General features: G+C 69.2%; 18 protein-coding genes and 1 tRNA gene. 9 read left to right on the top strand and 10 right to left on the bottom strand.

What is annotated here, in order from left to right:
* Nucleotides 1-80: 80 nt before the first annotated feature.
* Entirely contained in the window at nucleotides 81-257 is a 177-nt protein-coding gene (locus ACFU7D_RS20530; RefSeq protein ID WP_357338702.1) for a DUF6104 family protein, read from the bottom strand.
* Between the two features lie 12 nt (nucleotides 258-269).
* Nucleotides 270-956 (bottom strand): TetR/AcrR family transcriptional regulator, encoded by a 687-nt coding sequence (locus ACFU7D_RS20525; protein WP_378870557.1) that lies wholly within the window; start codon nucleotides 954-956, stop codon nucleotides 270-272.
* An 86-nt stretch (nucleotides 957-1,042) separates the two neighbouring features.
* On the opposite strand from ACFU7D_RS20525, the gene ACFU7D_RS20520 reads away from it, so the two are divergent.
* Nucleotides 1,043-3,217: an MMPL family transporter gene (locus ACFU7D_RS20520; protein WP_378870554.1), complete on the top strand. Its 2,175-nt coding sequence runs from the start codon at nucleotides 1,043-1,045 to the stop codon at nucleotides 3,215-3,217.
* 168 nt (nucleotides 3,218-3,385) lie between these two features.
* Here ACFU7D_RS20520 and ACFU7D_RS20515 read toward each other — a convergent pair whose 3' ends face one another.
* The gene (locus ACFU7D_RS20515) at nucleotides 3,386-7,057 is read right to left on the bottom strand and encodes a multifunctional oxoglutarate decarboxylase/oxoglutarate dehydrogenase thiamine pyrophosphate-binding subunit/dihydrolipoyllysine-residue succinyltransferase subunit (RefSeq protein ID WP_378870560.1); all 3,672 of its coding nucleotides are present in this window, start codon (nucleotides 7,055-7,057) and stop codon (nucleotides 3,386-3,388) included.
* 298 nt (nucleotides 7,058-7,355) lie between these two features.
* On the opposite strand from ACFU7D_RS20515, the gene ACFU7D_RS20510 reads away from it, so the two are divergent.
* Together ACFU7D_RS20510 and ACFU7D_RS20505 are read left to right on the top strand one after the other, a co-directional pair.
* Nucleotides 7,356-8,006 (top strand): hypothetical protein, encoded by a 651-nt coding sequence (locus tag ACFU7D_RS20510; RefSeq protein WP_378870552.1) that lies wholly within the window; start codon nucleotides 7,356-7,358, stop codon nucleotides 8,004-8,006.
* Nucleotides 8,003-8,962, top strand: coding sequence for an LCP family protein (locus tag ACFU7D_RS20505; protein ID WP_378870550.1), 960 nt, complete (start codon nucleotides 8,003-8,005; stop codon nucleotides 8,960-8,962). The genes ACFU7D_RS20510 and ACFU7D_RS20505 overlap by 4 nt, the downstream gene beginning before the upstream one ends.
* Here the strand turns inward: ACFU7D_RS20505 and ACFU7D_RS20500 are convergent.
* Nucleotides 8,940-9,812, bottom strand: coding sequence for an alpha/beta fold hydrolase (locus tag ACFU7D_RS20500; protein WP_378870548.1), 873 nt, complete (start codon nucleotides 9,810-9,812; stop codon nucleotides 8,940-8,942). The genes ACFU7D_RS20505 and ACFU7D_RS20500 overlap by 23 nt on opposite strands.
* A gap of 52 nt (nucleotides 9,813-9,864) precedes the next feature.
* Between ACFU7D_RS20500 and ACFU7D_RS20495 the strand changes: the two genes are divergently transcribed.
* Nucleotides 9,865-10,641, top strand: coding sequence for a lysophospholipid acyltransferase family protein (locus tag ACFU7D_RS20495; protein ID WP_378870546.1), 777 nt, complete (start codon nucleotides 9,865-9,867; stop codon nucleotides 10,639-10,641).
* Here the strand turns inward: ACFU7D_RS20495 and ACFU7D_RS20490 are convergent.
* Genes ACFU7D_RS20490 through ACFU7D_RS20480 form a run of 3 tightly spaced genes read right to left on the bottom strand, consistent with a single transcriptional unit; the run spans nucleotide 10,638 to nucleotide 11,962 of the window.
* Complete coding sequence (locus ACFU7D_RS20490) at nucleotides 10,638-10,916, bottom strand: MazG-like family protein (RefSeq protein WP_378870543.1); 279 nt, start codon at nucleotides 10,914-10,916, stop codon at nucleotides 10,638-10,640. The genes ACFU7D_RS20495 and ACFU7D_RS20490 overlap by 4 nt on opposite strands.
* A 54-nt stretch (nucleotides 10,917-10,970) precedes the next feature.
* The gene (locus ACFU7D_RS20485) at nucleotides 10,971-11,318 is read right to left on the bottom strand and encodes a VOC family protein (RefSeq protein ID WP_378870540.1); all 348 of its coding nucleotides are present in this window, start codon (nucleotides 11,316-11,318) and stop codon (nucleotides 10,971-10,973) included.
* A gap of 38 nt (nucleotides 11,319-11,356) precedes the next feature.
* On the bottom strand, nucleotides 11,357-11,962 hold the full coding sequence (locus ACFU7D_RS20480; RefSeq protein WP_378870538.1) for an acetoacetate decarboxylase family protein: 606 nt from the start codon (nucleotides 11,960-11,962) through the stop codon (nucleotides 11,357-11,359).
* A 105-nt stretch (nucleotides 11,963-12,067) separates the two neighbouring features.
* Here ACFU7D_RS20480 and ACFU7D_RS20475 point away from each other — a divergent pair, with 105 nt between their 5' ends.
* A complete protein-coding gene (locus ACFU7D_RS20475; protein ID WP_378870536.1) occupies nucleotides 12,068-12,274 on the top strand; it encodes a DUF4287 domain-containing protein in 207 nt (68 codons plus the stop codon).
* A gap of 13 nt (nucleotides 12,275-12,287) precedes the next feature.
* On the opposite strand, the gene ACFU7D_RS20470 is transcribed toward ACFU7D_RS20475, so the two are convergent.
* Nucleotides 12,288-12,833, bottom strand: coding sequence for an RNA 2'-phosphotransferase (locus ACFU7D_RS20470; protein WP_378870534.1), 546 nt, complete (start codon nucleotides 12,831-12,833; stop codon nucleotides 12,288-12,290).
* Between the two features lie 93 nt (nucleotides 12,834-12,926).
* Nucleotides 12,927-12,999 (bottom strand) — tRNA-Arg (locus ACFU7D_RS20465).
* A gap of 86 nt (nucleotides 13,000-13,085) precedes the next feature.
* Here ACFU7D_RS20465 and argS point away from each other — a divergent pair.
* Together argS and lysA are read left to right on the top strand one after the other, a co-directional pair.
* On the top strand, nucleotides 13,086-14,750 hold the full coding sequence (gene argS, locus ACFU7D_RS20460) for an arginine--tRNA ligase (protein ID WP_378870532.1): 1,665 nt from the start codon (nucleotides 13,086-13,088) through the stop codon (nucleotides 14,748-14,750).
* On the top strand, nucleotides 14,747-16,135 hold the full coding sequence (gene lysA, locus ACFU7D_RS20455; protein WP_378870530.1) for a diaminopimelate decarboxylase: 1,389 nt from the start codon (nucleotides 14,747-14,749) through the stop codon (nucleotides 16,133-16,135). The genes argS and lysA overlap by 4 nt, the downstream gene beginning before the upstream one ends.
* Before the next feature lie 129 nt (nucleotides 16,136-16,264).
* Here the strand turns inward: lysA and ACFU7D_RS20450 are convergent, their stop codons facing one another.
* Entirely contained in the window at nucleotides 16,265-16,837 is a 573-nt protein-coding gene (locus ACFU7D_RS20450; RefSeq protein ID WP_378870528.1) for a hypothetical protein, read from the bottom strand.
* A gap of 177 nt (nucleotides 16,838-17,014) precedes the next feature.
* On the opposite strand from ACFU7D_RS20450, the gene ACFU7D_RS20445 reads away from it, so the two are divergent.
* Together ACFU7D_RS20445 and ACFU7D_RS20440 are read left to right on the top strand one after the other, a co-directional pair.
* Entirely contained in the window at nucleotides 17,015-17,581 is a 567-nt protein-coding gene (locus tag ACFU7D_RS20445) for a hypothetical protein (RefSeq protein ID WP_378870525.1), read from the top strand.
* Nucleotides 17,582-17,650: 69 nt separating this feature from the next.
* Nucleotides 17,651-18,598, top strand: coding sequence for an alcohol dehydrogenase catalytic domain-containing protein (locus ACFU7D_RS20440; RefSeq protein WP_378870523.1), 948 nt, complete (start codon nucleotides 17,651-17,653; stop codon nucleotides 18,596-18,598).
* The last annotated feature ends 38 nt before the right edge of the window (nucleotides 18,599-18,636 follow it).

The raw sequence follows: 18,636 nt of genomic DNA, 5'->3' as shown, positions 1-18,636 counted from the left end.
GTCGAGTTGGCAGCTGGATGCCAACTCGGCCGACCTGTTTGACGTCTCGACCTGCGTACGTGACGCCTCGGCGGGGCTTGTCAGTCCTCGGGGTCGTCGAGGCGGGCGAGCCAGGTGGCGAGTCGCTCGATCGCCGTCTCGTGCTCGGGGTGTACGTCGACGAAGGCCTGGAGCTGCTCGGCGAGCCAGGCGAGGGTGACCTCGTCGTCGCCTCGACGGGTGACGAGCTCCTCGATGCCGCGGTCGGTGAAGTACATGGGCTCAGTCTTTCATTCGGCGCTCAGGGGTGAGTCGGAGGCCGGGCCTCCGGAGAGGCCGCGTACGACCATGCCGAGGGTGACGTTGATGAGCCGGTCGCGCTCGGGTACGGGGACGTGGCGGTAGGGGCCGTCGACGAAGAGGACCGACAGGCCGTGGACGGCCGACCAGGCGGCCGTCTCGGCATCGGGACGGAGCTCGGGCGCAAGCCAGCCGGCATCGACCAGGTCGTCGAGAGCGGTCGTGAGGAAGGCGTACGGCGGGGCTTCCGCGAGGACCTGAGAGAGCTCCTCGGTCGGATGCTCGTCCTCCGTGGCGGGACGGCAGAACGCGGTGCGGAACAGTCCGGGTTGGGCGAAGGCGAAGTGGACGTACCCCCGTCCGGCCGCCGCGAGACGCTGCACCGCGGCCTCGGCCGGGTGGGGGGCGGGGGTCTCGGCGGCCAGGAGCTCGAGGATCGTTGCGGTGAGCCGGTCCATCGCCTCGTGCTTGGCCGCGTGGAGCAGGTCGGACTGGTTGGTGAAGTGGCGGTAGGTCGCGGTCGGGGTCACGCCGACCGCACGGGCCGCGGCTCGGATGGTCACCGCGTCCGGGCCGCCCTCCTCGGCAAGCGTCGCGGCCGCATCGACCAGCGCGTTCCGGAGGTCGCCGTGGTGGTAGGGCCGGGCGCCCTCGTCCGAGCTCTCAGAGGATTTCACGGAATTCATGTTGACACCTGCCCACATCAAAGGGAAAGTTAACACCTACCAAGTTTACACCTGCCCACATTCATGCTGGAGGAATCGTGTTCCACCGACTAGGCACCCTCGTGGTGCGAAATCCGCGCCGGGTCCTGGTGATCGGCCTGGTCGCCCTCCTCGGCGCGATCTACCTGGCCACCTCGGCCTTCGGCAAGCTCGACGACGCCGGCTTCGACGACCCCGCCTCGGAGAGCAGCCGCGCAGCCACCGCACTCGAGGAGGGCTTCGGCAACGGGGCCGGCTTCCTCTTGACCGTCAGCGCCGCGGACGGCGCCGTGACCGAAGGCACCGCTGCGAAGGACGCTCAGGCGCTCGTCGACCGTCTACGAGCCGATGACGACCTGACCGACGTCGTCTCCTACCTCGATGCCCCTGGTCCCGGCATGACCTCGGAGGACGGCGCCCACGGACTGATCTCCGTCGGCGCCAAGAACCCGGACACGGTCGATGCGGCCGCGGTGATCGACCGCTACACCGACGAGGCCGCGAACGACGGCGCCACGGTCCACGTCGGCGGCCAGCTCGCGACCTTCGAGGAGGTCGGCACTCAGATCGGCGCCGACCTCGCCCTTGCCGAGGCGATCGCGATCCCGCTGATGATCGCCCTGCTGGTCCTCGCCTTCGGCAACGTCGTCGCCGCCTTCGTGACGATCGGCGTCGGCGGGTTCGCCATCGCCGGCACCTTCGCCGAGCTCTCGGTGCTCGGCAACTTCACCGACGTCTCCATCTACGCCCTCAACCTGACGACCGGACTCGGGCTCGGCCTCGCAGTGGACTACGGCCTGCTGATGGTGGCGAGGGTCCGCGAGGAGCGAGCCGCCGGAGCCGAGCACGCCGACGCCGTCGTGCGCGCCGTCGAGACCGCCGGCCGTACGATCGTCTTCAGTGCCACCACGGTCGCCGTCTCCCTGGCCTCGCTGCTCGCCTTCCCGCTCTACTTCCTGCGTTCCTCGGCGTACGCCGGCATCGGGGTCATGGTGATCACCGCGGTGGTCGCCGTCGTGCTGCTCCCCGCCACGATCACCCTCCTGGGCGACCGGATCGACGCCCTCCGCGTCCCCGGCGTACGCGGTCTCCGTGGAGGCGCCGCGCCGTTCTGGACGCGGCTGGCCGGCTTCGTCACCAAGCGGCCGTGGGTGGCGCTCCCGGTCGTGGCCGTCCTGCTCGCGATGGCCGCGCCGCTGGCCGGCATCGAGTTCGGCACTCCCGACGACCGGGTCCTTCCGGCATCGGCGGGGAGCCGTCAGGCCGGCGATCTGCTTCGCGAGGAGTTCGACGGCGACGGCACCAGCCCCATCCGCGTCGTGACCACCTCGACCGTCGATGAGGAGAGCCTGGCGACGTACGCCGCAGATCTCTCCCGAGTCGACGACGTCGACCGTGTCGACACCCGCGTCGGGACGTACGTCGACGGTGCCCTCGCCTCGACGACACCCGCTATCCCGCCCGGCGACGACGCCGACGAGCTCGCCGTCGTCAACCAGCTCGACCGCCAGTCCGAGGAGGCGCGCGACCTGGTTCGTGACGTACGCGCCGTCCCCACCCCAGCCGGGACGGAGGCGCTCGTCGGCGGCGGCGCCGCGGAGCTGCTGGACTCCCTCGACGCGATCGGCGCCAAGCTCCCGTACGCCGTCGGCGGGCTCGCGATCGCGATGGTGGTGATCCTGTTCCTGTTCACCGGCAGCCTGGTGCAGCCGCTGCGGGCGCTGGTGCTCAACGTCATCGGCCTCGGCGCGACGGTCGGGACGACCGTGCTGATCTTCCAGGAGGGATTCGGTGCCGATCTCCTCGGCTTCACCGCGATGCCGCTGAACGTCTCGATGGTCGTCCTGCTGCTGGTGATCGCGTTCGGGCTGTCGATGGACTACGAGGTCTTCGTGCTCGGCCGGATCACCGAGATGCGCCGCCGCGGCCTGAGCAACGTCGATGCGGTGGTGCAGGGCCTGGCCCACACCGGTCGGATCGTCACCACGGCCGCCGCCCTGATCGCGACCAGCTTCTTCGCGTTCATGGTCAGCGACATCAGCTTCATGAAGTTCTTCGGCCTCGGCGTCGGCCTGGCGATCCTCATCGACGCGTTCCTGATCCGCGGCATCCTCCTCCCGGCGGCCATGCGGATGCTCGGGGAGGCGGCCTGGTGGGCGCCGCGTCCGCTGCGGCGCCTGCACCGCAAGGTCGGGCTGAGTGAGGAGCCGGAGCCGGTCCCGGTCCCCGTCTGAGCCGACCGGAGCCAGAGAACGACGAAGCCCCTCGGTGTCGGACACCGAGGGGCTTCGTGCGTGTGGGTTTCGACTCGCGGTCACGGCCTCGCAGGCTCGGCCGTGCGCTCGCTCAACCCGCCAGGCCTACGCGGAGCGCTCCTGCGTCGCGCTCCGCTGGCCAGGCGATCAGGCGAACGCGCGGTCGATGAGCTCCTTCTGCTCGACCGTGTGCCGCTTGATGGTGCCGACGGCGGTGGTGGAGGAGGCCGGACGGGTGATCGGCTCGACCTCGCGGCCCAGCTCGGGAACCACGTTGAGGTAGTAGCTCGGCCACGGGCCCTGGTTGAAGGGCTCGTCCTGGACCCACTTGACCTTTGCGTTGGGGTACTTCGCGAGCTCGGTGGCCAGCTCGTCGGTCGGCCACGGGTAGAGCTGCTCGACGCGGACGATCGCGACGTCGTCGCGGTCCCGCTTCTTACGCTCGACCGTGAGATCCCAGGTGAGACGGCCGGAGACCAGCAGGACGGTGTTGACCTTCGAGGCGTCCGCCTCGGTGTCGGCGATGACCGGCTGGAACGAACCCGAGGTGAAGTCGGCCGGCTGGGAGGCGGCTTCCTTGCGGCGCAGCATCGACTTCGGGGTGAAGACGATCAGCGGCCGGTGCTCGGCGCCGAGGGTGTGCGTACGAAGCAGGTGGAAGTAGGACGCCGGCGAGGACGGCTGCGCCACGACCATGGCCTCGTCGGCGCACAGCGTGAGGAACCGCTCGATGCGTGCCGAGGAGTGGTCGGCGCCCTGGCCCTCGTAGCCGTGCGGCAGCAGCAGCACGACACCGGAGTCCTGGCCCCACTTGGTCTTGCCTGCGGAGATGTATTCGTCGATCACCGACTGGGCGCCGTTGACGAAGTCACCGAACTGCGCCTCCCACAGGACCAGCGAGTCCGGCCGGGCGACCGAGTAGCCGTACTCGAAGCCGAGAGCGGCGTACTCCGAGAGCAGCGAGTCGTAGACGTAGAACTTCGCCTGGTCCTCGGTGAGGTTGTTCAGCGGAGTCCACTCGTCGGCGTTCTTGCGGTCGATCATGGTCGCGAAGCGCTGCACGAAGGTGCCGCGACGCGAGTCCTGACCGGCCAGACGCACCGGGCGCCCGTCCATCAGGAGCGACCCGAACGCGAGCGTCTCGCCCGTGCCCCAGTCGATGCCGCCGTCGGTGATCTGGGTCGCGCGGCGCTGCAGCTGCGGCATCACCTTCGGGTGGACCGTGAAGCTCTCCGGCGGGGTGACGTACGAGTCCGCGATCCGCTTCAGCACATCGCTGGTGATCGCGGTGACGGTCTCGCCGGCAGGCTTCTCGGGGTAGTCCGGGACGGTCTCCCAGGCCTGCGGCATCTTGTCGGCCTCGCGCACCTCGGTGAAGACCTGCTCCAGGCGAGCCTGGTAGGCGGCCAGCACCTGCTCCGCCTCCTCGATCGTGATGTCACCACGACCGATCAGCGACTCGGTGTAGAGCTTGCGGACCGAGCGCTTCTGCTCGATCAGGTCGTACATCATCGGCTGGGTGAACGACGGGTCGTCGCCCTCGTTGTGACCGCGGCGGCGGTAGCAGATGAGGTCGATGACGACGTCCTTGTTGAACGCCTGGCGGTATTCGAAGGCGAGCCGCGCGACGCGCACGCAGGCCTCCGGGTCGTCGCCGTTCACGTGGAAGATCGGCGCCTGGACCATCCGCGCGACGTCGGTCGCGTAGAGGGACGACCTGGAGGACCCGGGAGACGTCGTGAAGCCGACCTGGTTGTTGATGACCAGGTGGACGGTGCCACCGGTGCGGTAGCCGCGCAGTTGGGACAGGTTGAGCGTCTCCGCGACCACACCCTGGCCGGCGAAGGCAGCGTCACCGTGGACCAGCAGCGGCAGGACCGGGAAGACCGCGCCCTGGTCGAGCACGTCCTGCTTGGCGCGGGCGATGCCCTCCAGGACCGGGTCGACGGTCTCGAGGTGGGACGGGTTGGCGGCGACGGAGACCTTGATCGTGTCGCCCAGGTCGGAGAGGAACTCGCCCTCGGCGCCGAGGTGGTACTTCACGTCGCCGGAGCCCTGGACCGTGCGCGGGTCGATGTTGCCCTCGAACTCGCGGAAGATCTGGTTGTAGGACTTGCCGACGATGTTGGCGAGCACGTTGAGGCGGCCGCGGTGGGCCATGCCCATCGTGACCTCGTCCAGACCGGCCTCGGCGGCGGCCTCGCAGACCTCGTCGATGACCGGGATCGCGGTCTCGCCGCCCTCGAGGGAGAACCGCTTCTGGCCGACGAACTTGGTCTGCAGGAAGGTCTCGAAGGCCTCGGCCTCGTTGAGCTTCGACAGGATCCGGAGCTGCTCCTGGCGCGGGGTCTTGTCGTAGGGCCGCTCGACGCGGTCCTGGATCCACTGGCGCTGCTCGGGGTCCTGGATGTGCATGTACTCGATGCCGGTGGTGCGGACGTAGGAGTCACGCAGGACACCGAGGATCTCGCGCAGCTTCATGAACGGCTTGCGGCCGCCGGCGAAGGAGCCGACCGGGAACTCGCGGTCGAGGTCCCACAGGGTCAGCCCGTGCGACTCGATCTGCAGGTCGGGGTGCGAACGCTGCTTGTACTCCAGCGGGTCGGTGTCGGCCATCATGTGACCACGCACGCGGTGGGCGTGGATGATCTCGCCGACCTTGACCTGCTTGGAGATCTGGTCGTCGTGGGTGGTGTCGATGTCCTGGTTCCAGCGGATCGGCTCGTAGGGGATCCGCAGCGACGCGAAGATCTCGTCGTAGAAGTCGTTCTCACCGAGCAGGAGCCGGTGGACCGTGGCCAGGAACTCACCCGACTGCGCGCCCTGGATGACCCGGTGGTCGTACGTCGAGGTCATCGTCATGATCCGCGAGACCGCGCTCTTGGCCAAGGTGGCGTTGGACGCGCCCTGGAACTCCGGCGGGTAGTCCATCGAGCCGACGCCGATGATCGCGGCCTGGCCCTGCATCAGCCGCGGCACCGAGTTGTTGGTGCCGATGCCGCCGACGTTGGTCAGGCTGACCGTGGTGCCGGAGTAGTCGGCCATGGACAGCTTGTTGTCCTTGGCCTTGCGGACGATGTCCTCGTACGCCGTCCAGAAGCCGGCGAAGTCCATCAGCTCGCAGCCCTTGATGGACGGCGCGACGAGCTGGCGGGTGCCGTCCTTCTTCTGCTGGTCGATGGCCAGACCGAGGTTGATGTGCGGCGGGGTCACCTGGGTCGGCTTGCCGTCGACCTCGGCGTAGGTGTTGTTCATCGCCGGCATCGCCTTGATCGCCTTGATGATGGCGTAGCCGATGAGGTGGGTGAAGGAGACCTTGCCACCGCGAGCGCGCTTGAGGTGGTTGTTGATGACCGTGCGGTTGTCCCACAGCAGCTTGACCGGCATGTTGCGCACGGAGGTCGCGGTCGGCACCGAGAGCGACACGTCCATGTTCTTGGCCGTGGCGGCGGGGATGCCGCGCAGCGTGGTGTAGGTCGGCTCGTCGGTGACGGCGACGGCGGTCGGCTTCGGGGCGTCCTTGGGAGTGGGCGTCGCGGTGCCCTTCGCCGGCTCGGCGGCCTGCGCGGCCGGGCGCGGCTTCGCCTTGGGGGCCGGAGCCGCCTTGGCGGCCGGCGCCTCCGCGGAGGCGGGGGTGGTCGGCGCGGGGGCACTGGCCGGAGCGTCGGCCGGAGCGGTCGGGACCGGAGACTTGGGGGCAGGCGTGGCCGGGGCCGCTGCGGCGCCGTTCGGCGACGCGCCGGGCTGTCCGTTGGTCTCGAAGAACTTCACCCACACGGGGTCAACACTGCTGGGATCCTTCGTGTACTGGTCGTACATCTCCTCGACCAGCCACTCGTTGGCGCCGAATTCCGCTGGGATGTCGGCAGTGTTGGGGGACGGGGTGCCTGAGGACACGGCTTGATTCGCCTCTTCCGAATTTTCGCACTGTAAGAAATGGGTTGCCCACGGGCAAGGCTATCCCCACGAACACGCAAATGCCCGATGCAGGTTCTCCCTGTGGACAGGATGTAATCCGTCCCACATCTTGCGTTACCTACCGGGTGTGCGCGCAACCCGGGTCGGTATGCGTACAGTGGCCCGGTCCCGGAGCAGGTCGATGAGACGGATTCCCCACATGACGAGCAGCAGTACGCGACGCCTTCGGCGCGTCGCAACGGCACTCACGGCGGCGGCCCTGAGCAGCACCTTGGCGCTCACCGGATGCGGCGGCGAGCCCGATAAGCCGGCCGCCTCGCCCTCCCCGTCGCCGACCCCCGCGCCCACGGTGAAGTCGGCCGCGAAGCTCGTCCACGTGCAGGGCAAGTTCCCTAAGACCAGGCACCAGGCGGTCGCCACCAACGTGGCCAAGGTCGTCGACCGATGGCTGCAGGCTGCGTACGTCGGGGGCGACTACCCGCGCGAGACCTCGACCTTCACCGCGAAGTCCTTCCCAGGGTTCTCGAAGGGCACGATCGCCCAGGCAGGCAAGCAGATGAGCCTGATGAGCAACGCCACGATCGCGCCTCACATCGACGGGGTCGAGGTGGCCGCCAGCGACGTCCACGTCGATCTGCTGGCCAACAACAACTACCCGGTCGGCGCGGTCGCGCGGGTGCGGCTGGTCTACGACACCACGGGTGAGCGCGCGTCGCGCCAGACCGTCCGCGGCACCCTCGACATGGTGCCGACCAAGACCTCCTGGGCCGTCTTCGGCTTCAACATCGCCCGCGAGGAGAAGTTGGCCACGCCGTCCGCCTCGCCGAGCCCGTCGGGAGACAAGTCATGAGCCGGATGACGATGTTCGTACGCCGGTTCGTACGCCGCCGCCTCCTGACCACGCTGGCGCTGGGCGTGGTGCTCGCGCTGACCGCGGTCCTCGTGCCCGACGCCGAGGTCGCCGAGCCGCGCGCGGAGCTGATCGCGACCAAGTGGGCCAAGGGTCTCGACGTCGCCAAGTTCACCCGCAAGGGCGGCACGATCTGGGTCCTCGCCGTCGGCTCCGACGCCCGCCCCGGCCAGAAGGTCACCCGCACCCGCGGTGACGCGCTGCACCTGATCGGCTTCAACCCGTCCTCGGGCTACGCCACCGACATCAGCATCCCGCGCGACTCCTACGTCAACATCCCCGGCCACGGGCGCGACAAGATCAACTCGGCGCTGCTCTACGGCGGCCCGAAGCTGATGGGGCGTGCCGTCGGCAATCTGGTCGGCGTGCAGCCGCAGTACGTCTTCGTCACCTCCTTCTCCGGCATGAGCGACATGGTGATCGGGGTCGGCGGCGTCGACGTCGACAACCCGCGTGCCTTCAGCGATCCGTACGTCGCCCCCTACGGCTTCAAGAAGGGCCGGATCCACATCAGCGGTCCGCACTCGGTCGACTTCGCGCGAGCCCGCAAGACGCTGCCCGGCGGTGACTTCGACCGTTCGGCCAACCAGTCCCGGGTCATCCGGGCCATCCACCGCAAGATCGTCGCCCGGCAGTACGACATCGGCTTCAAGGCCAAGGGCGTCTCACTGGTGATGAAGAAGATGCACACCACCGGCCTCTCCGGTCGCGACCTCTACCAGCTCGCCAACGCGGTCGCCGCGATCAACCCGGGCAAGGTGCGCACCTGCGTCGTTCCCGGTGGGATCGGCAACGCCGGCGCCGCCAGCGTCGTCTTCCCCAACGTCGGGGCGGCCCGGGCGATGGGCAAGGACGCGCGCAACGACGGTCGGCTCAACCGCGGCTGCCGGGGTTGAGCTCGTGGTGCGCGGCGACGAAGTCGCGCACCAGCGGAGCGATCCGCTCGGGATGGTCCGCGACCACCCAGTGTGAGCCGGCGACCTCGCGGACCGTCAGGTCCGCGACGTACGGCTGCGGGGCCTCGGTCGCCAGTGCCCGGCTGACGTAGACGTCACCGACCGGGGCGATGACCTGGACCGGGACGGTGACCGGCCGTGGCCGCGGGCGTCTCATCCGAGCGATGGCGTTGGCGCGGTAGAGCTCGAGGCCGTTGATCCGGTCGGCCCGGGTGCGGTCGACGGCCGAGCCGCCGACGATCCGGTCGAGGACGCCGGAGCGCCAGGCGAGCTCGGGGAGCAGCGGTGCCTGGAAGAACCCGATGTAGGCGGCCTCGGCGCCCTGCTTGAGACGCTGCAGGACGCCGCGGGCGGTCCTGCCGGGCGTACGCAGCCAGGCCCCGGTCTGGTCGAGGCTCGGCCCCGAGATCGAGGTGAACGACGCGATCCGCTCGGACGGTACGTTGCCGGCGACCGCCTCCCAGGTCTGGGTCGAGCCCCAGTCGTGGGCCAGCAGGTGCACCGGTGACGACGGGCTGACCGCGTCGGTGACGGACTGCAGGTCGGCGTTGAGCCGCTCGATCAGATAGCCCTCGCGCGTCGCCGGTGCCTGCGAGCTGCCGTGGCCGCGTACGTCGTAGGTCACCATCCGCAGCTCGCTGCCGAGGATCCTCACCAGCGGGAGCCAGACGCTGGCGTTGTCGGGGTAGCCGTGGACGCAGACCAGCGTCGGGCGGGTGTCGCCGGGAGACCCGAAGTCGGTGACGGCCAGCCTGAGCCCGTCGGTGGTCGTCACGTAAAGCGTGCTCACACCGGCGAGGCTAGTCGGGCCGCGTTCACACCGACGTGACACGATTCGCCCCATGGACATCAGCTATCCGGTCACGATCGCCGCGGCTCGCACCTGGTTCAAGCTCGGCGACATCAAGATCAACATGACCGGCGCAGAGCACATCCCCGAGTCGGGCGGTGCCCTGCTGGCGGTCAACCACCTCTCCTTCGTCGACTACGTCATGGCCGGGTTCCCCGGCGCTGAGCGCGGCCGGCTGACCCGGTTCATCGCCAAGAAGGAGGTCTTCGACCACCCCGTCGGCGGCCCGGTGATGCGCTCGTTCCACCACATCCCGATCGACCGCAGCTACGGGGCGGCAGGCATGAAGAAGGCCGTCGAATACCTCAAGGACGGTGAGGTCGTCGGGATCTTCCCCGAGGCCACGATCTCCCGCTCGTTCCTGATCAAGGACCTCAAGACCGGCACCGTACGCATCGCCGCCGACGCCGGGGTCCCGCTGATCCCGGTCGTGCTGTGGGGCACCCAGCGGATCATGACCAAGGGTCAGAAGGTCGACCTGTCGCGTCACAAGACGATCGGCATCGAGATCGGCCCGCCGCTGCCGGTGACCGGGGAGGACCCGGCCGCGGAGACCGCGGCGCTCAAGTCGCAGATGGAGGCCATGCTCGACCGGCTGATCAAGGCACACCCCGCCGACGAGCAGCCCCCGGGCTCGTGGTGGCTGCCGAAGGCGTACGGCGGCTCGGCCCCCACGCTCGAGGAGGCCGAGGCGATGTACGCCGAGGAGCGCCGGCTGCGCGCCCAGCGGAAGGCTGCGAAGCGGCAGGCCAACAAGAAGAAGGCCTAGGTGGGGACGCCCGCGTGCTCGACCGCGGTCATCGCGGTGATCGCAACGTCGAGGAACTCGTCGACGACGTCGTCGTAGCTGTGGGTGTTGCCCAAGAGTGGGTGCGGTCGAGGGTTCTGTCCGGTGGCTCCGATGAGTGCGGAGATGGCCTCGCCGGCCTCTTCGCTCACCTTCGCAACTCTCCCCCAGAGAACGGCCTCCGCGTCGCGATCGCCCTGGGGCTCATCGAGCCACCGGGACAGATACGCGAGCAGAGCCGGCGTAGCGTCGGTCATGCGGTCGGAGTCTAGGGCGGTCCCGGTAATTCGGTCGAGCCTTAGGTTTAAGGGCTATCCGGCGGGCTGGTAGACCCCGAGTCGATTTCCGGAGGGGTCGGTGAAGATGAAACGGCGTCCGCCGGGGTAGTCGTAGGGCGCCTCGGTGATCGTGCCGCCGGCCTTCTCGACAGCCGCGACCGCGGCCTCGAGGTCGTTCGAGCGGATCAACGGGAGCGGGGCGACGGAAGTCTCGGAGGCGTACATCCCGCCGTCCTCGTCGTTGCCGTCGGGCCCCGCGATCCCGGCGTACATCCCGCCGTAGTCGTTGAAGGACCAGCCGAAAGCGGACTCGTAGAAGGAGCGCGAGGTCGGGAGGTCGGTGACCGCGAGCTCGAGATAGTCGATGTGGAGTGCGTTCATGCCCATCGACGCTACTCGCGACCACCGACACTCAGGACTCAGCCGAAGGCGATCTCGAAGCCCTTGCCACGGAAGGAGCCGAGCTTGGTGGCATCGCGGAGGTAGGCGAGCGGGCCGTCGGGGTCGAAGCTCCAGCTTCCGCGCGCGGGCAGGAGCTTGGCGCGGCCCTTCATGGTGAGCCAGGCGGTGTCGGGGTGCTCCTCGATGCCCGGCTGCTCCACGTTGCCCTGCATCGGCAGGCGCGGAGCGATCTGGGTGACATCGTTGAACTTGGCCGTCGCGATCGGACCCTCGTCGTAGCTCGCCTCCCAGGTGTGGGTCGCCACCGGTCCCTTGGTGGACGACCCTCCGCTGAACTTGGCCAGCCCCTTCGGGATCGCCCACAACGTACGACCGCCGGCCACGGAGTCGGGGGAGTCCACCCAGATGTCGACGACGCTCACCGCCTTCTTCCCGTTGGACGCGGTGATCACCCGGGCCGAGAGGAGCTCGTGGTAGGTCAGCGGGCTCGGCTCGGTGTAGTCGACCAGGGCGACGGCGTAGATGCCCTTCGGGTGCTGCTCGTCCGCGTCGTGGGCGAGCCGGTAGACCGAGAGCCACATCGATCCGTGCATGTTCCAGGGGGCTGGGGGATAGCTGGTCACGTGGGTCTCCCGAATTTCTGTTGTGGTCGTGTCGAAGCGGTCATGCTCGGTTCGACGCGTAGGCAGGTGGCGATCGTCGCCACGATGCACCCAAGGAGACCAGAGATGTCCGATCAGGTGAAGGGCCCCGCCGCCTACTTCCCGTCCATCGAGAAGAAGTACGGCCGCCCGATCGCGGAGTGGCAGCAGATCATCCGCGAGTGCGGGATCACCAAGCACATGCAGATCGTGGCCCACCTGAAGAGCGAGTACGCCCTCGGGCACGGTCACGCCAACGCCCTCGTCGCCCACACCCTCGCCGAGGGTCTGTGACCCGGCAGGTGCCTCAGAGATCGAGCGCGAGATAGGCCGCGGGCACCGTATCCGTCAGCCAGACGTCGTTGTCGGTGCGCCAGAAGATGAGTCCGGCGGCGTGCATCGTGGCCGCGTCGACCCGGAAGACGACGAAGTCACCGCGGCGGGCGCCGACGCGCTCTGCGGTCTCGCGGTCGGGGGAGAGGTGGACGTGGTGCCGCCGGCGGCGGTCGAGGCCGGTGGCGAGGATCGATTCGATGTTGGCGCGTGGTGTGCCGTGGAAGAGCACCACCGGCGGATCGGAGGGGGCGAGATCCAGATCCACCTCGACTGTGTGTCCCTGCCGTGCCCGGATCCGGTCCTGCGGCGCGTCGATCTCGAAGCGCTGCTTGTCGTTGCCGAGGACGACCCGGTCGATGTCGTCGCGAGTCATCGGGGTGCCGTGGGTGGCGAGCGCGTCCAGGAGGGCGGGCACCGCCACCCAGCCGTGCGGGTCCAGCTCGATGCCCACGGACCCGGGTCGGTGCCTCAGCACCTGGGAGAGCCGCTTCGAGCGGCGTACATCTGTCTTGTCCATGCTGGCCACAGGATGGCATGTCGACGGCCTCGGCCGCTGCCGGTTATCGACGAGAAATGAAAGAAACCGCTGGTCACCCAGCGGTTTCAACTGTGCCCCCGGCAGGAATCGAACCTGCGGCCTACGGTACCGGAAACCGGCGCTCTATCCCCTGAGCTACGGAGGCAATGCACCGCTTGAGCAGTGCAGAGGGAACCCTACAGGCTGGGACGGATAACGAGGAAACCGACTCACACTTATACGCTGGACCCCGTGACTCCTGAGCAGCTTTCCACCGCGGTCGTCGATGTCCTCACCGCGCTCGTCGATGAGGGTGCGATCACCCTTCCCGACGGCGTTCCGAGCACTGTCACGGTGGAGCGACCCCGGCAGAAGGGCCACGGCGACTACGCCACCAACGTGGCGCTGCAGCTGGCCAAGAAGGCTGGGATGAACCCGCGCGCGCTGGGGGAGCAGGTCGCCGAGAAGCTGAAGGCGACCGACGGGATCGCGGACGTCGAGATCGCCGGCCCGGGCTTCCTGAACATCTCCGTCGAGGCCGGTGCCCAGGGCAAGCTGGCGGGCGAGATCGTCGCCGCCGGGGCTGCGTACGGCAACAACGAGACCTTCACCGGCCACAACATCAACCTGGAGTTCGTCTCGGCGAACCCGACCGGCCCGCTGCACCTCGGTGGTGTCCGCTGGGCCGCGGTCGGCGACGCGCTCGGTCGTGTCCTGGAGGCGTCCGGCGCCGAGGTCACCCGGGAGTACTACTTCAACGACCACGGCGGCCAGATCGACCGCTTCGCGCGGAGCCTGCTCGCCTGGGCCCAGGGCCAGCCGGTCCCGGAGGATGGCTACGGCGGTGCGTACATCGAGGAGATCGCCAAGCAGGTCCTCGCCAAGGAGCCGAACGCGCTCGAGAGCGACGACCCGCAGGAGGTCTTCCGGTCGATCGGCGTGGAGCTGATGTTCGCCGAGATCAAGCAGAGCCTGCACGACTTCAACGTCGACTTCGACGTCTACTTCCACGAGGACAACCTCCACAAGTCCGGGGCCGTGGAGCGCGCCATCGAGAAGCTCCGCGAGCTCGGCAACGTCTACGAGAAGGACGGCGCGATCTGGCTGGCGACCGAGAAGTTCGGTGACGACAAGGACCGCGTCGTCATCAAGGCCGACGGCAACGGCGCCTACTTCTCCGGCGACCTGGCCTACTACCTCGACAAGCGCGAGCGCGGCTTCGACCGGTGCTTCATCATGCTGGGCGCCGACCACCACGGCTACGTCGGCCGGATGATGGCGATGTGCGCCGCCTTCGGCGACACGCCCCACGAGAACCTCGAGATCCTGATCGGCCAGATGGTCAACCTCCTCAGGGACGGCCAGCCGATGCGGATGTCGAAGCGTGCCGGCACCGTGGTCACCATCGACGACATCGTCGAGGCGATCGGGGTGGACGCGGCGCGCTACGCGCTGGCCCGCTACTCCAGCGACTCCAACATCGACATCGACCTCGATCTGTGGGCCAAGGCCGACAGCGCCAACCCGGTCTACTACGTGCAGTACGTCCACGCGCGCACCTGCCGGATGATGGCCAACGCCGCCGACCACGGCATGGCGATCGACCTCGAGACCTTCGACCCGTCGCTGCTCGTCCACGAGCGCGAGGGCGAGCTGCTGCGTGCGCTGGCCGAGCTGCCGCGTGTGGTCGCGACCGCCGCCGAGCTGCGCGAGCCGCACCGCGTCGCCCGCTACCTGGAGGACACCGCCGGGATCTTCCACCGCTGGTACGACGATGACGACTGCCGGATGCTGCCCAAGGGCGACGAGCCGGTGGCGCCCGTCAACCTGGCCCGGCTGGCGCTCGTCTCCGCCGCCCGCACCGTCTTCGCCAACGGCCTCGGCCTGCTCGGTGTCTCCGCCCCGGAGCGGATGTGAGCAGCCACAGCTCCCCGGGCTCGTTCACCGGCACCTCGCCGGTGTGGCTGAAGACCCCGGACGACGTCAACGCCCTCGTGCCCGCGCTGTGGTCGGCGACGGCGGAGAAGGACGCGAGCGGCGTCCTCACCGTCGGTGGCGTCGCGGTGCCCGACCTGGTCGCGAACATCAACACCCCTGCGTACGTCTTGGACGAGGCCGACTTCCGCGAGCGCGCCCGCGCGTTCCGTGACGCCTTCACGGGCTACGACGTCTACTACGCCGGCAAGGCGTTCCTGTGCACCGAGGTGGCGCGCTGGGTGGCGCAGGAGGGGCTCAGCCTCGACGTCTGCTCCAACGGCGAGCTGTCGGCGGCGCTGCGGGCCGAGGTCGACCCCGCACGCATCGGCTACCACGGCAACAACAAGACCCCGATGGAGCTGCGCCGGGCGATCGTCGCGGGCGTCGGACGGATCATCGTCGACTCCTTCCACGAGGTCGAGCGGGTCGCCGAGATCGCCGCCGAGACCGGCATCATCGCCCGGGTGATGGTGCGGGTGACCGCCGGCGTCGAGGCGCACACGCACGAATACATCGCCACCGCCCACGAGGACCAGAAGTTCGGCTTCTCGATCTCGTCCGGCGACGCCTTCGAGGCCGTACGCCGGCTGCTGGACGCTCCGAACGTCGAGATGCGCGGACTGCACTCCCACATCGGGTCCCAGATCTTCGACTCCTCCGGGTTCGAGGTCGCCGCGCGGCGGGTGCTGGCGCTGCAGGCCCGGATCCGCGACGAGCTCGGCACCGAGCTGCCCGAGATGGACCTCGGCGGTGGCTTCGGCATCGCCTACACCACCCAGGACGACCCCTCGACGCCCAAGGCCCTGGCCGAGGAGCTCACCGCGATCGTCGAGCACGAGTGCCGTGGCTTCGGCCTCGCGGTGCCGCACCTCTCGATCGAGCCGGGCCGCGCGATCGTCGGGCCCTCGATGTGCACCGTCTACACGGTCGGCACCGTCAAGGAGGTCGCCCTCGACGGCGGCGTCACCCGGACCTATGTCAGCGTCGACGGCGGGATGAGCGACAACATCCGCACCGCCCTCTACGACGCCGACTACTCCGCGACTCTCGCCGGCCGGGCCTCGTCCGCCGGGCCGGTGCTCGGCCGGGTCGTCGGCAAGCACTGCGAGGCCGGGGACATCGTGGTCAAGCACGAGTTCCTGCCGGCTGACATCGCCCCCGGCGACCTGATCGCGGTCCCCGGCACCGGTGCCTACGGCCGCTCGATGGCCTCCAACTACAACCACGCCCTGCGGCCTCCGGTCGTCGCGGTCCGCGACGGTGAGTCGCGGGTCATCGTCCGGCGCGAGACCGAGGAGGATCTCTTCGCCACGGACCTGGGCTGATCGGCGCGCTCCTTCGTCAAGGCGGTGTCCTGAGCTTGTCGAAGGGTATGCAGACGAAGTCGCACATCCCTCGCGGAGCTCCGCGAGGGATGTGTGCTTTTCCCTGCATACCGTGACGAAGGAGCAGCCTCACGCCCGCAGCGCCCGAAGCACCGCCCGCCCACGCAGCGAGAGGCGGTAGCCGACGGGGAGTGACTCGGTGAGACCGAGCTCCTTGAGCCGGCGGATGTCGGCCTTGAACGGCTTCTTCTCCCGTCCGATCGAGGCCGCGATCGTCTCGGCCAGCTCGCCGGGCCGGGCCTCGATGAGCTCCAGGTGCTCGCGTGTCCACGGGCCGCGACGGCTGCGCCGGTCCATGTCGGCCAGCTTCGCGACCAGCGCGGCGGTCTCCTTCTTCCCGGGGCGCTTCGCACGCAGAGCGACACGCTCGTCGTCGCCTCCGAAGCGCATCTCGATGCGATAGACCTCGCCGTCCTTGCGAGACAGAAACGCCAAGAGCGAGGCAAGCGTGGTGCCCGCGCGACGGGCATCGTCCTCGGTCAGCGAGCCGGGGGAGACCGGCGCGACGGAGACGAACTCGACCACGCCGATCCGGGTGCGCTGGCGGCCGCCCGCGACGTGCATCGGACGTTTCCAGCGGCGGAAGGCGAGGTCGACCTCGCCGGTGCGGATGCGTTCGAGGTCGGCGTTGGGGAACAGCACGCACCCATCAAACCGCGTGGCATAGGAAATTCGGTTTCGCCTTCCCGAAATCCCGTGGTCCGTGAGCCTACGATGGGGCGCATGCCGAGGGGGGTCTACTCAGAGAGACCGCTCGCGACGCCGTCCCAGGTGCCGCGAGCGTCTGTCGCCCGGCTGACGAAGGAGCGGCGCGACAGCGTGACCCGAGCGGCTCAGACGTTCGGCTGGCCGGTGGTGACCGGCAAGGCCGCCGCGCAGCGGCCGGTGCGGTGGGAGGTGCTCGGGCCGGACGTACGCGCCGAACGCTGTGACTTCGTCGTCGACGGCACCTGCGACGGGATCCTCGTCGAGTACTGGCATGGCAAGGCGTCGCCTGGGAAAGGTCCTTGGCGGCCGGCACGCTGGGTCGTGGTGCGGGTCCCCGCCCACCTGCCGAAGACGGCCGCGATGATCGGCCTCTCGCCGGGCTCCGGCAACGCCGGCACCGGCCGGGTGCCCACGCCGGTCTTCTTCCCGCCGGAGTTCCGTGCCAAGACCAACGTGACCACGCCCGACGGTGCCGTCATCGCCGCCGAGGAGGAGCACGCCCGCTCACTGGCCCGGTTCGCGAGCCACGTCGTCGACGAGCGGCTGTGGGTCGTGGCCCGTGACGACGCGATCACGGTCACCACCGACGTGGAGCCGGATGCGGAGGAGCTGCTCCGTCGCGTACGGCTGGCACGCGATGTCGCTGTGGTGCTCCGGCCGATCACGGAGCTCGCCTGAGGCCTGAGCTCATCCAAGGCCTGGGGAACCCCTTGACCTCAAGTGAGCTTGAGCATGTTGACTCGAGACATGCGAGCGATCAGACAGCACGAGTTCGGCGGCCCGGAGGTCCTGCGCCTCGAGGAGGTGCCCGACCCGACACCAGGCCCGGGCCAGGTACGCATCAGGGTGGAGGCCGCGGGCATCCACCGCCTCGACACCTCGATCCGGGCGGCCGACCTACCACCCACGATGCCCCGACCGGAGCTCCCGATGACTCCCGGCCGTGAAGTTGCCGGCGTGGTCGACGCGGTCGGTGAGGGCACCGACGAGGCCTGGCTGGGCGCGAAGGTCGTCGCGCACCTCGGGCCGGGAAGCAGCGGCGGCTACGCCGAGCTCGCCGTCGCCGACGAGACACAGCTCTACCTACGCCCCGACGGGCTCGAGTCGGCCGAGGCCGTGGCCGCGATCGGCACCGGCCGCACCTCGGCCGCGGTGCTCGAAGCCGCCCAGATCACTCCCGACGACGTCGTCGTGGTCACCTCGGCCGCCGGTGGCATGGGCGCGATCCTGCTCCAGGGCATCCGCAACGCGGGCGCTCGCGCGGTCGGCCTCGCGGGCTCCGACGCCAAGCTCGAGATCGCCCGTGGCTTCGGTGCGCAGACGGCCATCGACTACCGACGCGACGGCTGGCTCGAGACCCTTCGAGAAGAGGAGCCCCGGATCACGGTGCTTCTCGACGGAGTCGGGGGTGACGTACCCAGGCATGTCTACGCCCTCCTCGAGAACGACGGGCGGATGGTTCGGTTCTCCGGCGACCAGGACGGCTACGAGGGCGCCGCGAAGATCGTCGACATCCTCGGCCCCTGGGTTCAGGGCCGGATCAAGGAGTTCGAGCAGGCCTCGCTCGAAGCCGCCGCGGACGGCACGCGGACGCCGTACGTCGGCTCAGCCTTCCCCCTGGCCGAAGCCGCGGCGGCCCACGCCGCCCTCGAGAACCGTGAGACGACGGGGAAGGTCGTCCTGGTGACCGGCTGAGCTGGGTTGTGAAGCTGAGAGTGACCTATAGGCCACTC

The organism is Nocardioides sp. NPDC057577, assembly GCF_042801335.1.
Lineage (GTDB): Bacteria > Actinomycetota > Actinomycetes > Propionibacteriales > Nocardioidaceae > Nocardioides.
This window is presented reverse-complemented; position numbering and strand designations above follow the sequence as displayed.

Coding starts and splice junctions, on each gene's coding strand:
- ACFU7D_RS20530 (WP_357338702.1), bottom strand. CDS start 257: ATGTACTTCACCGACCGCGGCATCGAGGAGCTCGTCACCCGTCGAGGC.
- ACFU7D_RS20515 (WP_378870560.1), bottom strand. CDS start 7,057: ATGTACGACCAGTACACGAAGGATCCCAGCAGTGTTGACCCCGTGTGG.
- ACFU7D_RS20510 (WP_378870552.1), top strand. CDS start 7,356: ATGACGAGCAGCAGTACGCGACGCCTTCGGCGCGTCGCAACGGCACTC.
- ACFU7D_RS20505 (WP_378870550.1), top strand. CDS start 8,003: ATGAGCCGGATGACGATGTTCGTACGCCGGTTCGTACGCCGCCGCCTC.
- ACFU7D_RS20495 (WP_378870546.1), top strand. CDS start 9,865: ATGGACATCAGCTATCCGGTCACGATCGCCGCGGCTCGCACCTGGTTC.
- ACFU7D_RS20490 (WP_378870543.1), bottom strand. CDS start 10,916: ATGACCGACGCTACGCCGGCTCTGCTCGCGTATCTGTCCCGGTGGCTC.
- ACFU7D_RS20485 (WP_378870540.1), bottom strand. CDS start 11,318: ATGAACGCACTCCACATCGACTATCTCGAGCTCGCGGTCACCGACCTC.
- ACFU7D_RS20475 (WP_378870536.1), top strand. CDS start 12,068: ATGTCCGATCAGGTGAAGGGCCCCGCCGCCTACTTCCCGTCCATCGAG.
- ACFU7D_RS20470 (WP_378870534.1), bottom strand. CDS start 12,833: ATGGACAAGACAGATGTACGCCGCTCGAAGCGGCTCTCCCAGGTGCTG.
- ACFU7D_RS20440 (WP_378870523.1), top strand. CDS start 17,651: ATGCGAGCGATCAGACAGCACGAGTTCGGCGGCCCGGAGGTCCTGCGC.